Origin of the sequence: Streptomyces sp. RB17 (genome assembly GCF_009604455.1) — a bacterium.
Classification (GTDB): Bacteria; Actinomycetota; Actinomycetes; order Streptomycetales; family Streptomycetaceae; genus Streptomyces.
This window is the reverse complement of sequence record NZ_WEGL01000024.1, coordinates 21,575-33,895: the sequence shown is the minus strand read 5'-3', so window position 1 is coordinate 33,895 and position 12,321 is coordinate 21,575. Positions and strand designations below refer to the sequence as shown.

The 12,321-nt window shown below is 70.4% G+C and carries 14 protein-coding genes; 9 read left to right on the top strand and 5 right to left on the bottom strand.

Annotated elements, in window-relative coordinates; translation table 11 throughout:
* The first annotated feature begins 370 nt into the window (after nucleotides 1-370).
* On the top strand, nucleotides 371-982 hold the full coding sequence (locus SRB17_RS48775) for a site-specific integrase (protein WP_416237147.1): 612 nt from the start codon (nucleotides 371-373) through the stop codon (nucleotides 980-982).
* Nucleotides 912-1,355, top strand: coding sequence for a hypothetical protein (locus SRB17_RS45800; RefSeq protein ID WP_194294356.1), 444 nt, complete (start codon nucleotides 912-914; stop codon nucleotides 1,353-1,355). Before SRB17_RS48775 ends, SRB17_RS45800 begins: the two co-directional genes overlap by 71 nt.
* Here the strand turns inward: SRB17_RS45800 and SRB17_RS43740 are convergent.
* Nucleotides 1,315-2,181 (bottom strand): class I SAM-dependent methyltransferase, encoded by an 867-nt coding sequence (locus SRB17_RS43740; protein ID WP_323377578.1) that lies wholly within the window; start codon nucleotides 2,179-2,181, stop codon nucleotides 1,315-1,317. The genes SRB17_RS45800 and SRB17_RS43740 overlap by 41 nt on opposite strands.
* 128 nt (nucleotides 2,182-2,309) lie before the next feature.
* Here SRB17_RS43740 and SRB17_RS43735 point away from each other — a divergent pair, with 128 nt between their 5' ends.
* Nucleotides 2,310-2,894 carry a TetR/AcrR family transcriptional regulator gene (locus SRB17_RS43735; protein ID WP_153547582.1) on the top strand — a complete coding sequence of 195 codons (585 nt, stop codon included), beginning with the start codon at nucleotides 2,310-2,312 and terminating at the stop codon, nucleotides 2,892-2,894.
* A 122-nt stretch (nucleotides 2,895-3,016) separates the two neighbouring features.
* Here the strand turns inward: SRB17_RS43735 and SRB17_RS43730 are convergent, their stop codons facing one another.
* From SRB17_RS43730 to SRB17_RS43715, 3 genes are all read right to left on the bottom strand, one after another.
* Complete coding sequence (locus SRB17_RS43730) at nucleotides 3,017-3,658, bottom strand: class I SAM-dependent methyltransferase (RefSeq protein ID WP_153547580.1); 642 nt, start codon at nucleotides 3,656-3,658, stop codon at nucleotides 3,017-3,019.
* A 251-nt stretch (nucleotides 3,659-3,909) separates the two neighbouring features.
* Nucleotides 3,910-4,839, bottom strand: a complete 930-nt coding sequence (locus tag SRB17_RS43720; protein ID WP_153547578.1) for a hypothetical protein — start codon at nucleotides 4,837-4,839, stop codon at nucleotides 3,910-3,912.
* A gap of 105 nt (nucleotides 4,840-4,944) precedes the next feature.
* Nucleotides 4,945-5,391 (bottom strand): hypothetical protein, encoded by a 447-nt coding sequence (locus SRB17_RS43715; RefSeq protein WP_153547577.1) that lies wholly within the window; start codon nucleotides 5,389-5,391, stop codon nucleotides 4,945-4,947.
* 367 nt (nucleotides 5,392-5,758) lie between these two features.
* On the opposite strand from SRB17_RS43715, the gene SRB17_RS43710 reads away from it, so the two are divergent.
* Nucleotides 5,759-6,025, top strand: a complete 267-nt coding sequence (locus SRB17_RS43710; RefSeq protein ID WP_153547575.1) for a heavy-metal-associated domain-containing protein — start codon at nucleotides 5,759-5,761, stop codon at nucleotides 6,023-6,025.
* Nucleotides 6,026-6,134: 109 nt separating this feature from the next.
* Nucleotides 6,135-8,438, top strand: a complete 2,304-nt coding sequence (locus SRB17_RS43705; protein ID WP_153547573.1) for a heavy metal translocating P-type ATPase — start codon at nucleotides 6,135-6,137, stop codon at nucleotides 8,436-8,438.
* 358 nt (nucleotides 8,439-8,796) lie between these two features.
* Here SRB17_RS43705 and SRB17_RS43700 read toward each other — a convergent pair whose 3' ends face one another.
* Complete coding sequence (locus tag SRB17_RS43700) at nucleotides 8,797-9,495, bottom strand: TetR/AcrR family transcriptional regulator (protein ID WP_323377577.1); 699 nt, start codon at nucleotides 9,493-9,495, stop codon at nucleotides 8,797-8,799.
* A gap of 121 nt (nucleotides 9,496-9,616) precedes the next feature.
* Between SRB17_RS43700 and SRB17_RS43695 the strand changes: the two genes are divergently transcribed.
* The 4 genes from SRB17_RS43695 (at nucleotide 9,617) to SRB17_RS47865 (ending at nucleotide 11,973) form a co-directional block, all read left to right on the top strand.
* Entirely contained in the window at nucleotides 9,617-10,312 is a 696-nt protein-coding gene (locus SRB17_RS43695; RefSeq protein ID WP_153547571.1) for a class I SAM-dependent methyltransferase, read from the top strand.
* An 88-nt stretch (nucleotides 10,313-10,400) separates the two neighbouring features.
* A complete protein-coding gene (locus SRB17_RS43690) occupies nucleotides 10,401-11,114 on the top strand; it encodes a DUF2218 domain-containing protein (protein ID WP_194294355.1) in 714 nt (237 codons plus the stop codon).
* A 460-nt stretch (nucleotides 11,115-11,574) separates the two neighbouring features.
* Entirely contained in the window at nucleotides 11,575-11,829 is a 255-nt protein-coding gene (locus SRB17_RS47290; protein ID WP_228396665.1) for a hypothetical protein, read from the top strand.
* Between the two features lie 12 nt (nucleotides 11,830-11,841).
* Nucleotides 11,842-11,973, top strand: a complete 132-nt coding sequence (locus SRB17_RS47865; protein WP_267133512.1) for a hypothetical protein — start codon at nucleotides 11,842-11,844, stop codon at nucleotides 11,971-11,973.
* Nucleotides 11,974-12,321: the final 348 nt, after the last annotated feature.

The following is a 12,321-nucleotide window of genomic DNA, read 5'->3' as shown; positions in this document are numbered from 1 at the left end:
TCCCCGCCTAGCGGGGAGAGGCAGATGTGACCCGTGACCGCCCTGTCGTAGGGGGCAGTCGGGAGCATAAACGGAGCCGTCACGATCCGAGTCAGCAAGCTCGGTCGTTCATGGCCGAGTAGTTGACGTGTCTGGAGAACCGTCCCACTTCGGTTATGCGCTGTTGAACTGTCCGCGGGACAGAGTCCGGCGCCATGTCGATCACGCGGTGGCGGGTGCACTTCACTCGCCGAGACCAGGCGTGGCCGCGCGAAGAAACCCCGTTCTTACGGGAGTTCAGCGCCGTGTTCGCCGGTCTCAATGAGGGTCGGACGACCGGGGTATACCTGAGGGGCAGCCGTTCCTGATCAGTCCGGTGGGCGGGTTCGACATGGCGCTGAACCGGTACTTCTCGGTCCGGCTCGCGTCTTCACCGTGGAACACCCGAGCCGCCCATGCCCGGGACCTGCGTACGTACTTCGGCTTCCTGTGGTTCGCACGAGGCCGGCGTGACTGGCGCAACGCGACCGTGGATGACCGGGCGGCGTACGAGTCGTGGCGTCGTCGCGACGACCATGGACCTCGCTTGGAAGACACCAGCTGGGGTCGGGAGGTGTCCACGGTCAACCAGTTCTACCTTTGGGCGATCGAGCGGGATCTCGTCCGGGCCAATCCCATCCGTCAGCGCGCGGCCGCTGTGTGGTCGCCCTGGCGGGGTGGAGCTGGCAGAGACATGGTGCGGCAGGTGCCCGCCGAGACATCGCACACGGGGCCACGGCGGGAGGTGAAGGGTCTGCCACCGAGGTCGTTTCCGTTGTGGCGCGATGTCGGACTGTGCGGCTTCGACTCGACGGAGATGCCAAGGCGCGGGTTCCGCGGGAGGTGGGCGGCGCGGAACGCGCGCGGACTCGATGGGCCGTACGGGTCTGCGGTTGTGCGAGCACTCGGGGCTGACGGTGTTCGATCTTCCGGAGCTGCCGCCTGCGGCGTCCGGGATTGTTGAGGCGCTGGCGGTGCTGCCGCATGCGATGGGGCTTCTTCTCCCAGCTCGGCGAGATCACCAGCTCCGGGTGCACTCCATCAGCGGCGCGCACTTCGGCGCGGTCGCCGGTCCAGGGTTTCCCACTTCGAGTGCGGCCGTGGTCGCCTCCCTGCACGGCATCGCGGATGACCTGAGCGCCTCGGGTCTGGGCGCCGCAGACGTGCGCAAGGTCGCTGACCTTGCTGCCGATCACCGCGAGGTCCTCGACGAGATCCGTGAGCCCCGTCTTCTGGCTGGGGACTTGTGGACCGTTCACCAGGCAACCCGATTGTCGGAACTGAGGTTGTCGGATCTTAGGACCTGTCCGATGGGTTGGTCGGGCGGTCCGCTGTGATCAGCCACGACGTACTGCGCAACCGCACTGTGCCGTCCGCTGCCACCTGGTTTCGCAGATGGGCCGTCAGGGTGCGGTGGGCGCGGGCCCGCGCAGTCGCGTCGGCCTGTTTCATCAGGTGGCGACCGGGGCCCGTTCCCAGCAGGAACTCCGCCGCGTCCTCAGCTCCGTTTCCCCATGTCCCTTCGGCTTGCACCCGGTTGATGGCGATGTCGGTGAATCCGGCCGCGGTGAGGATGTCACGGATGCGGTCTGGAGCGGCAAGGGAGAACATGCCGGGCAGCCCCGGCCTTCCGAAGTCGCCGACCGGCAGGAAGTCGCGGAGCGACTCCATCGCCGCCACCCAGCCGTTGAGCCCGGCATCGGCCGGGCAGACGAACGCCAGGCGCCCGCCGGGCCGCAGCGCCCGGCCGACGTTGCCGAAGGCCGCCACGGGGTCGGCGAAGAACATCACCCCGTAGCGGCTGATCGCCGCGTCGAACGCGCCCGCCTCGAAGGGGTGCACCTGCGCGTCGCCCTGAGTGAAGGAGGCGTTGGTGATGCCCTCCCGCTCCGCGCGGGACCGCGCCTTGGCCAGCATGGGAGCGGAGAGGTCGAGGCCCAGCGCCTGCCCTCGGGGTGCGCGGCGGGCGGCGAGCCGCGTGGTCTGCCCGGAGCCGCAGCCCAGGTCGAGGATCCGGTGGTCCGGGGTGATTCCGGCGGCGTCTAGCAGCGGCTCGTTGAAGCCTTCGTTCACGGCGTTCCAGCGGTCCTGGTTGCGGGCCCAGTGGGCACCTTCGGGGCCGTTCCACGCCTTTGCCTGGTCGGTGTTGACGACGTCCGGCACGGGTGCCTCCTGCGGTGGATGACGGAGAATGGGCGTGTGCCCAAATAGTATGGGCATGTGCCCAAACTGGCAATCCCCGCTACCATCCGGGGAGTTACGGCCCTCGAGGCAGAACGGGAGAGCGAGCCATGTCACCGCGCGGAGTGGCGACGCCGGACGTACGCGAGCGGCTGTTCGCGGCCGCCGAGCGCGTCGTGGAGAGGGACGGGCCCGGCGCACTCACCAGCCGGTCGGTCACCGCCGAGGCGGGCTGCAGCAAGGGACTGTTGCACGCGCACTTCGCGGGGTTCGACGAGTTCGTGGCCGAGCTCTGCCTCGACCGGTTCGCGCGGACGGCGGCGAAGGCGCAGGCGCTGTCCGACGTCGCCGGGCAGGGTACGGTGGCGCGGAATCTCGACGCCGTCGTCCTCGCGCTGTTCGACTCCGGCGGCCCTGCCTTGTCGGGCCTCGCCCTGAGCCGCACCGCGGCCGCGCAGCGCATCCGCACGGCCCTGGAAGGCGGGGCGCCGGGCTTCACCGCGATCCAGGAGGCCGTCACCGGCTATCTGGAGGACGAACAGAAGCTCGGCCGGGTGGCCGAGACGATCGATCCGGACACCGTGGCCCTCGCCATCGTCGGCACCGCCCACCATCTCCTGATGACCAGTTGGCCGGGCACACCGGACCCACAGCCGACCATGACGCGCCTGGTGGCGGCGTTGGTGGAGGGCTAGAGACTCTCCGGCGAGGTGGAGGACCGGATCCAGAGAAGTATGGCACCAACGGTCACGGTGCAGTGCAGTCCCTGAGCGGGGCCCTGCGCCCGGCTGTGGCTCGCTGCCGGGGCGGACGCGTGTCAGCGGGTGCGGCGTAGGACGGCCCAGGTGCCCCAGCCGGCTTCGGACTCGGTCGCGTGCCAGGTGCCGGGCAGGGCTGCAGCGACGGCAGTGGCGGGTAGGTGCAGCGGGCCGTCGCTGCCGAGCTGGTTGATCCACAGCAGCACTCCGTCGTGCGCCAGGACGCGGGCGGTCTCGGTGGGGAACAGCAGCATGTCGATCGCGGCGATGGCGGCGACGGAGGAGTCGGGCAGTGGCAGCGTGCTTGCGTCGGCCTGGACGCGCACTGGTGAGCGGCCGTGTGCCTGCTGCAGCATGCGCAGCGACAGGTCCACGCTGATCACCTGTGGGAAGACGGTGCCCAGCAGGGGGGTGAACAGGCCGGTGCCGGAGCCGAGTTCAAGGCAGGGGCCCGCGGGCAGTGGTCCGCCGCGGGTGAGGGCGTCGCGCAGGGGGTCGTCGCGGCCGGTGGCGCGGGTGGTGTCCCAGTCGGTGGCGAGCTGGTCGAACTGCGCGGCGATGAACTGAGCGGTCGCGGCCGTCCAGGGCCGCCGGCCGGCAGCCAGGTCACGGGCGAAGGCCCGGAAGGCGTCGGCGGTGCCGGTCGGCGGAACCGGTTTGCCGTCCGGGCTGGGCAGGACGCGCGGCATGGTCGCAGTCACAGCACTACTCCAGCATGTCGACGGCGGTTCGCGGATCGGCCCGTGGGCAGAACCGGCCCTCCACCCACGGGTGGAGGGCAGGCTTCAGCGGTGGTGCCCGCCGTGCGTTTCCCCTGCTGGGTGCCCGTGCTGCAGGTGGCCGGTGTGATCGTGGCCGGCGTCGGGTGAGCCGCCCATCATCCGGAGCATGGACAGCCCGCCGGTGCGCCAGAAGCGCACCAGCCGCCGTGTGGGCGGCGCCCCGCCGGGGTTCAGCCGACGCGCAGAGTCAGGGCGGCGGTGTGGAGCTTGCCGCCGGTCTGGAACTGCAGGAACAGCCGCCAGTTGCCGGAGGTGGGCAGCTCGGCGTGGAAGTTCAAGTCCGGGCCGCCGTGGTCGCCGGTCACCTTGGTGGTCGGGTGGAGGTGGGCGAACGCGGCGTCGCCTTCGTGGAAGGCGGTCAGGTGGGCATAGGTGTCCAGGTAGGGCTGTACGTCGGTGACCGGCTTGCCGTCCTTGGCGACGGAGACGGTCAGCGGGTGCGCCATGCCGGCCATGGGCTCGCCCTTGACGGTGACGGTGTACCCGTCGGCCTGCGTGCTAGAGGCGGGGGCGGGCAGCGGGGTCTTGGTGGCGTTTCCGGGCACGGTGACGGTGTGCGAGAGCACGAAGTCCTTGCCCTTGCCGGCCCCGGCATCGGGGGTGAAGGAGGCGAACAGGCGCCAGGAGCCCGGTGTGAGGGAGGCCAGGCCAGCGGTCCAGGTGCCGTCGGCGGCCATGGTGGGGTGGATGTGCTGGAAGCCGGTCAGGTCGGAGCGGATGGCGTAGAAGTGCATCCGCTTGGTCTGGTCGAGGGCGAAGCCGGTGACCGGCTTGCCGTCCGGGCCCGTGACCGTGAACCGGTAGGCGGTCTGCTTGCCGGACGGCAGGGTCGCGTCCTTGGAGGTGAGGCGGTAGCCGTCCTGGGTGTCGGACAGGCCGTTGCCGGAGGCCATGTGATCCATGCCGGGCATGTCACCCATGGCTTGCGACGCGCTGGGCGAGGAGGACGCGGAGGGCTTGCTGCCGTGATCCATGCCGGGCATGGACGAGGAGTCGCTGGAGGAGGAGCCGCAGGCGGCCAGCGTCAGCGCGAGAGCGGCTGCGGCGCCGGCCGCTGCGAGGCCACGGCGGCGCGCGATCGAACGGTAGGAGGTGACCATCGAAGTGGAATCTTTCCGGGTGGGCGCACCACACCGGTGGTGCGCGGAAACGAGCAGGACACGGGGCCGGTTTCCGGCCTGGGGGCCGGGTCCGGCGCGCACCTGTCACGTCCGCGCGATACACACCTGAAGCAGGAGATCTCGTCCGCCGTCCGGCGGCCCGCGCCGCCCGCTCTCGCCGGCCGCTGCCCGCAGTCGGGTCAGCGTCCATGGCACGAGCACGGCGGCACCTGCCACGGCGAGCAGGCCGGGCGCAGGCAGGGGGGTCCGCTCGTGGGCGGGCGTCGACACGCACAGCACTCCGGGCATCCCGGAGACGTCCGCGGCCCGGACCGCGGGGCCGGGACCGTGCCCGGTCGGCGCGTGGGCCATGAGCAGTGCAGCAGCGTCGTGGCCGCTGGACATCGGCGAGGCCGCGGGCATGGCGCCGTGGCAGCCCTCCGCGGCCGTGGCCGGGGCTCCGTGCATGAGGAAAAGCCCGAACAGCACCGCGCACACCGCCAGCAGCCGGGCGACGCCCCGCCTGCCTGCCTGTGCGCTGTCCACGGCCATGCCCCTTCCCTTTCGTTCCGTCTCGCCGTACGACCATACCCCGGCAGGGTATCGACTGCGCGAGCTGGGCCGAAGTGCGCCCCCCATGAAGACGGCTTGCGTATGGGCCGGCACCCGCCGGTCCCCGCACCGGAGGCTAATCGGCGGGGCAGTTGGCCGGGAGCCCGGCCGCCCGGGGAGGCCGGGCTCCGCGCCCGCAGGACCTGGGCAGAAGCCGGTGATGCGATCGCGCGGCTGGCGCACTCCTGGCCCCTGCGGCCTCGTCGAGGTGTTCAGCAAACTTGACTGCATACCCCCTGGGGGTATCTTGGGAGTGGCCCACCGGCCATCCGGCCGGCTGACACGTCCACACCAGGAGGCTTCCGTCATGGCAACAACCACGTCCAGCTCCCCGTCCGTCTACACCGTTACGGGTATGACCTGCGCACACTGCGTCAGCGCGGTCACCGAGGAGATCACCAAGGTGCCCGGTGTCACGGGTGTCGAGGTCGATCTGGCCGCCGGGACGGTGTCCGTCAGCTCCCAGGGCCCGCTCGACGACGCCGCGGTGACCGCCGCGGTCCAGGAGGCCGGCTACGAGGTGACCGCAGCCCCGCAGCAGTCCTCGGGCGGCTGCTGCGGCACCTGCCACTGACTGCCCGGCTCCGGGGCGAGGCGCCCACGCCCGCCCCGGCGGGGCCCGCCGGCATGAACAAGCTCTTCCGGCCGGCAATCCCTCACCTCCCCTTGTCGAAGGAACCGTGATGAGTGCGAGCACCAGCACCAAGGCCCAGGCCCCCTCCCCGGCCCAGCACCGGGAATTGACCGGCCAGGTCGAGCTGGCCATCGGCGGCATGACCTGCGCCTCGTGCGCCGCCCGCATCGAGAAGAAGCTCAATCGCATGGACGGCGTCGAGGCCACCGTCAACTACGCCACCGAGAAGGCCAAGGTCACCTACCGCGAGGACATAACCGTCACCGACCTGATCGCCACCGTCGAGGCCACCGGCTACAGCGCGCAGGAGCCCCAACCCACCAGGACCGAGCCGGAACCCGGCAGCGGCCCGGCGGCCCAGGAGCGGGAAGAACTGATACCGCTGCGGCAGCGGCTGACCACCGCGGTGGTGCTGGCCGTGCCGGTGATCGCGATGGCGATGGTTCCGGCGCTGCAGTTCCAGTACTGGCAGTGGCTTTCGCTGACCCTGGCGGCACCCGTGGTGACCTACGCCGCCTGGCCCTTCCACAAGGCTGCCTGGAGCAATGCCCGGCACGGCGCCGCCACCATGGACACGCTGATCTCCGTCGGCGTGTCAGCGGCGTTCTTGTGGTCGCTGTGGGCACTGTTCTTCGGCACGGCCGGCATGCCCGGCATGACCCACCCCTTCGAGCTGACCATCGCCCGCAGTGACGGCGCCGGGAACATCTACCTGGAGGCCGCGGCAGGCGTCACGGCCTTCATCCTGGCCGGCCGGTTTTTCGAAGCCCGCTCCAGGCGCAAGGCGGGTGCCGCGCTCAAGGCCCTGCTGGAGCTCGGCGCGAAAGAGGTCACCGTGCTGCGCGATGGCGGTGAAGCGCGCATCGCCGTCGCCGCGTTGAAGGTCGGGGACCGTTTCCTGGTCCGCCCCGGCGAGAAGATCGCCACCGACGGTACGGTCGTCGAGGGCTCCTCCGCCGTGGACGCCTCCCTGCTCACCGGCGAGTCCGTCCCGGTCGAGGTGGGCGCCGGGGACGGCGTCACTGGCGCCACCCTGAACGCCGGCGGACGTCTGGTCGTCGAGGCCACCCGGGTCGGCGCCGACACCCAGCTCGCCCGCATGGCCAAACTGGTGGAGGACGCGCAGAACGGCAAGGCCGCCGCCCAGCGCCTCGCCGACAAGATCTCCGCAGTCTTCGTCCCCGTCGTGATCGCCCTGGCCCTGGGCACGCTGGCGTTCTGGCTCGGCAACGGCGCCGGCCTGAGCGCCGCGTTCACCGCAGCGGTCGCTGTCCTGATCATCGCCTGCCCCTGCGCCCTCGGGCTGGCCACCCCGACCGCGCTGATGGTCGGCACCGGGCGCGGCGCCCAGCTCGGCATCCTCATCAAGGGCCCCGAGGTCCTGGAGAGCACCCGCAAGGTGGACACCATCGTCCTGGACAAGACCGGCACCGTCACCACCGGCCGCATGACCCTGCTGGCCGTACACACCGCCGAAGGCGCCGAGGAGAGCGACGTCCTGCGGCTGGCCGGTGCCCTGGAGCACGCCTCCGAGCACCCCATCGCCCAGGCCGTCGCCGCCGGAGCCGCCGACCGCGTCGGCACCCTCCCCGCGCCCGAGGACTTCGCAGGCGTCCCCGGTCTCGGCGTCCAGGGCATCGTGGACGGGCACGCCGTCCTCGTCGGCCGCGAGCAGCTGCTCGCCGAATGGGCCATGTCCCTGCCGGCCGGCCTGAAGCGAGCCAAGGACGCGGCCGGGGTTGCCGGACGTACGGCCATAGCCGTCGCCTGGGACGGCGAGGCCCGCGCGGTCCTCGAAGTCGCCGACGCCGTCAAGGAAACCAGCCCCGAAGCGATCCGCCGCCTGCGCGCCCTTGGGCTGACCCCCATCCTCCTCACCGGTGACAACCGGGCCGTCGCCGAAGCCGTGGCCGCCGAGGTGGGCATCGACCCCGAGCACGTGATCGCCGAAGTCCTGCCGCAGGACAAGGTCGACGTCGTCAAGCGCCTACAGAACGAGGGCGGTTCGGTCGCCATGATCGGCGACGGCGTCAACGACGCAGCAGCCCTCGCCCAGGCCGACCTCGGTCTTGCGATGGGCACCGGCACGGACGCCGCCATCGAAGCGGGCGACCTGACCCTCGTGCGCGGGGACCTCCGCGTCGCCGCCGATGCGATACGCCTCGCCCGCAAGACGCTGGGCACCATCAGGACCAACCTGTTCTGGGCCTTCGTCTACAACGTCGCCGCCCTGCCGCTCGCCGCGGCCGGACTGCTCAACCCGATGATCGCGGGAGCGGCCATGGCCTTCTCCTCGGTCTTCGTCATCGGCAACAGCCTGCGTCTGCGTCGCTTCCGGGCCACCGACCAGTAAGCGGTCGACCGCGCAGGACTCGGCCACCCGCTGACGCGGATGGCTGCCGCCGCGCTCCTGCAGACCCTGGCCACGCAACTCGGTCAGCCTGATATGGCCGGGGTATCAACAAGCCCGGCCCCCCGCATCTGAACGCACCCAGCGGCGCGAACTGCCCCGCCTGTCGCCGGCTACGGCGACGCACACGACGGCCGAGCACGTGCATGGAGTCCGCGGCCGAGGACCTGGCGGGGTGATGGCAGCCAAAAGGGCGATGGGACGACCTTGAAGTCCTGAGGGACGAGCCGGCAGCCCGGCCAGGCCCCTCCCGCAGCGAGGTATGCCTGCGGTCACCGCCAGGATCGCGTCTTGATTCTGCTCATGTATCGGTCGATTGACCAGCGTGGGCGGTGTGGCGCCCGGGGCCATGCGTCGGGGTGGACGATGAGCCGCCCGCCGCGGCGAGGCGTTGAAGAGGCTGGGTGGCTCCGGTGGCATCGGGTACCGGCGGCGAGGGGCGCAAGCCGGCCAGCGTGACCGCGACCAGCCGGTGGACGGCAGCCTTGGAGGGCAGGGTGCCGGCGGCGCCCAGGGCGTGCAGGCAGTAGGTCGCGAGCTCGCCGGGGGCGATGTCATCGCGGATGCCCCCGGCCTGCGCGGCTTGGGTGATGAGATCGCCCACGAGGGCATTCAGGTGCTGCTCGGCGTGCGCGAGGTGCTCGCCTCGGTGCACCAGCGCCGCGAGTTCGGTGTGCTGAGGGCGCTCGTGGGTGATGTCCGCGTAGGCGTGGAGTACAGCTGCGAGTTGTTCGCCGGGGGCGCCAGCCTGGTCGCGGATGCGGGCGAGGTGTTCGAGATGCGCGGTCACGTGGCGTTCGTGCCAGGCGGCCAGGATCGACTCGACGTCCGGGAAGTACTTGTAGAGCGTTGCCCGGCCGATGCCGGTCTCTTTCGCGATCTGCGACATCGTCACCGACGCCAGCCCGTGCTCGGCCACCAGCGCCGCGGTGGTTTCCAAGGTCGCTTCGCGGACCGTGCGGCGGTGCTCGGCGATCGTCTCATTCCACAGCTTCGGCACCTATGCAGTCTACGCGATGACGATGTTCAGACACTCTGGATTGACAGAGACAGAGTGTCTCGATAAAGCTGAGGGCGTCGCGGCCATCCGTCCTTCCACGCGACGGAGAGGAGTGCTTCTCATGGCACAGCCCGCTGACGAGCCCACCGCTGATCCCGGGTTCCGCGACTTCGACGCTGGCCAGCCCGGCCCGCACCGCGCTCCCGGCCACCAGGGCGCGGCCGACGCCGGTTTCCGGCACGAGGAGCTGTACGCGAGCCCGCCGCCCTGGGACACAGGCCGCCCCCAGCCCGCCTTCCTCGCCCTCGCCGACGCGGGGCTCCTGCATGGCCGGGTGCTGGATGTGGGCTGCGGCACCGGCGAGCACACGCTCATGGCCGCACGGCTCGGCCTGGAGTCCACCGGCATCGACCTCGCCACCAACGCCTTGGATCTTGCGGCGAAGAAGGCGCAAGAACGCGACCTGAGGGCGCGATTCCAGCGCCACGACGCCCGGCGCCTGGCCGACCTCGGCAAGCGGTTCGATGTCGTCCTGGACTCCCTGGTCTTCCACGCCTTCCGCGGTGCGGAGCGTGCGGTCTACGTCGAGAGCCTCAGCGCTGCGGCGAAACCCGGCGGGCGCTGCTTCATGCTCTGCTTCCGCGACGAGCCGCCGGCGCCGTCCGGTCGAGTGCACCGGCTGACACCAGATGAGATCCGCACGGCGTTCGCCGACGGGTGGCGGGTCGACGCCATCGAACCCGTCACGATCGACAGCGCCCTGCCTGCCTACGCCGACGGCATCCGCGGCTGGCGCACCGCTCTCACCAGGAACTGAAACCCTCCGCAGGGCGGGCCCCACCCGTGCGCGGCACCCGTCGATGCCCGCGCCCGCAGCGCCACCCTGCGGTTCAGAAAGGAAGGTCATGCCGACCGCCGAAGCCCGCATTCCCACCGAGCGTGCCAGCCGGTACCTCGTGCAATTCTGCCGTCATCTCGGCCAGATGAGTCGAATGCGTCACCTGCCGCCCGCCCGTCACGGCGGTGGTGGCATGCCGCCGACGGTGCAGGATGTCGACTACTCCGACACGTGCGGCGTGATTCGCTTCGATGAGGGCCAGTTCACCCTGCAGGCCACCTCTGACATGCTAAGGCTGCGCGTCGATGCCGACGACGAGGACACTCTGCAGCGACTCCAATACGGCATCACCGCACGCCTTGAGAAGATCGGCCGGCGTGACCAGCTGACGGTGACCTGGCAGCAGTGGCCAACGCCTCCAGGACCACCCGGCGAAGGTGCCGGCCCAGCCTCCGCTCCCGAAACCGGGACTGCAAGGCGCCCGGGCCGCGGCAGGACCATAGGACTGATTGCGGTCGGCGCCGTGGTCGTCGCCGTGCACCTGGGTCTGGGCGGAGCCGTACTGGCCGCGTCGACGTGGACCGGCTGGGCCGTCAACGCAGTCGTGGCGATCATCCTGCTGAAGGTCGTGTTCGTGGCCGTCCACGTTGTTCTGGGCCGCTTCACCATCCGTCGCGGCAAGTCGTTCCGGTCCCGATGGACGTTGCGGCATTCCTCGCACAAGTCCATACCCGGGTCTCCACAGGCGGCTGATGTCGCGCCGGGCAAGGAGTGCACCTGACCGTTGTGGACGTTCCCGGCGTCCGGTTTCACCACGAGACGCGCTGGCGGCCCCGCTGCTGATGATCCTCGGCGTCGGCGGGTAGGAGAGGTCCATCGCGGCGGACAACCGCGCCAAGGGCCGGTTGGTTGGTGGCGCTGGTGCGCCAGTGGATGGTGCGGTGGCGGAGTGCCGCCGCGACGGCATTGCGCACGTCGGCGGCATCGAGGCCAGCCTCGTCCAGGTCTCGATGCCGCCGGCCTCAACACCCTGTGGGATCGCGTCATGACTGGCAATGCCCCGCTCACCCGAGAGTCGTTCCGGCGTCTCCACCCGATCAGCACGCCCCGGCCGGTGTCTCTGCTGCCGGATCGTGTCTGGACTGACGAGGACTGGGATGCACCGGAGTTGGACCGGTCACGGCGTCTATGAAGTGTCCTTTGCCCCCGGGACTGGTCGTGGGAGGAGGATCGCCTCTGCTGTGGTCGAGGCCGATGGGGAGCGCTATCGGAGCAGGGGCGACGAGTACCACTGTCTGATGATGGAGCTGATCATCAGCGCGATCGTCCTTGGTGAGCCCGCCGCCGCACTCCGGGCCAGCCTTGTTGAGTTGACTGCCAAGGCTTCGGGAAAGAAGGATCTTCCCCCGGGTGTGGTGGAGCACAGCTCTGGGATTGCGCTCTGGATCGTAAGCTCTGCAGCCCGGAGGGTGCTGACACAGCCCTGGGCCGTATGACTGGATCAAGCGTTGCAAGCGCAGGATCTCGCCGTGTGCGGCGGCCAGTCGCTGTTCGAGTCCTTGGACGCGCTCGCGGTGAGTGGTGCGCTCACGACGAAGGGTTTCGCCAAGGGAATTGATGACCGTGCCGTCGTCGGCTGAGGGCGCCTGAGGGCCAGGTCGGTCCTCGGTCCGTTGCTGGCCGCGCAGGGCTTCGATGCGTTTGCTCAGATCGGTGTGGGCACAGAGGAAGTCCAGGCTGACACCCGCCCTGCGGGCGACGGCCCGGAAGTTGATCGCCTCGTCCTCCCTGATCAGCTTTCGGATGCCCGCCACCGACCTCGTTGCGGGGTCGCACCGTCGTGCCCGTCGGCGGTTCCGATCACAGGTCCTACGCCGGGCCGGGTTCCGCTAGCTGACACACTGTCACAAGGTCGGCGTGGCTTCGATTGGAACCACTGCCTGCACCGTGCCCTCGGGCTCCCCCAAGGACATCGAGCCGCTCCAAGC

Coding starts and splice junctions, on each gene's coding strand:
- SRB17_RS43690 (WP_194294355.1), top strand. CDS start 10,401: ATGCCGACCGCCGAAGCCCGCATTCCCACCGAGCGTGCCAGCCGGTAC.
- SRB17_RS43710 (WP_153547575.1), top strand. CDS start 5,759: ATGGCAACAACCACGTCCAGCTCCCCGTCCGTCTACACCGTTACGGGT.
- SRB17_RS43715 (WP_153547577.1), bottom strand. CDS start 5,391: ATGGCCGTGGACAGCGCACAGGCAGGCAGGCGGGGCGTCGCCCGGCTG.
- SRB17_RS43695 (WP_153547571.1), top strand. CDS start 9,617: ATGGCACAGCCCGCTGACGAGCCCACCGCTGATCCCGGGTTCCGCGAC.
- SRB17_RS43705 (WP_153547573.1), top strand. CDS start 6,135: ATGAGTGCGAGCACCAGCACCAAGGCCCAGGCCCCCTCCCCGGCCCAG.
- SRB17_RS43735 (WP_153547582.1), top strand. CDS start 2,310: ATGTCACCGCGCGGAGTGGCGACGCCGGACGTACGCGAGCGGCTGTTC.
- SRB17_RS48775 (WP_416237147.1), top strand. CDS start 371: ATGGCGCTGAACCGGTACTTCTCGGTCCGGCTCGCGTCTTCACCGTGG.
- SRB17_RS43720 (WP_153547578.1), bottom strand. CDS start 4,839: ATGGTCACCTCCTACCGTTCGATCGCGCGCCGCCGTGGCCTCGCAGCG.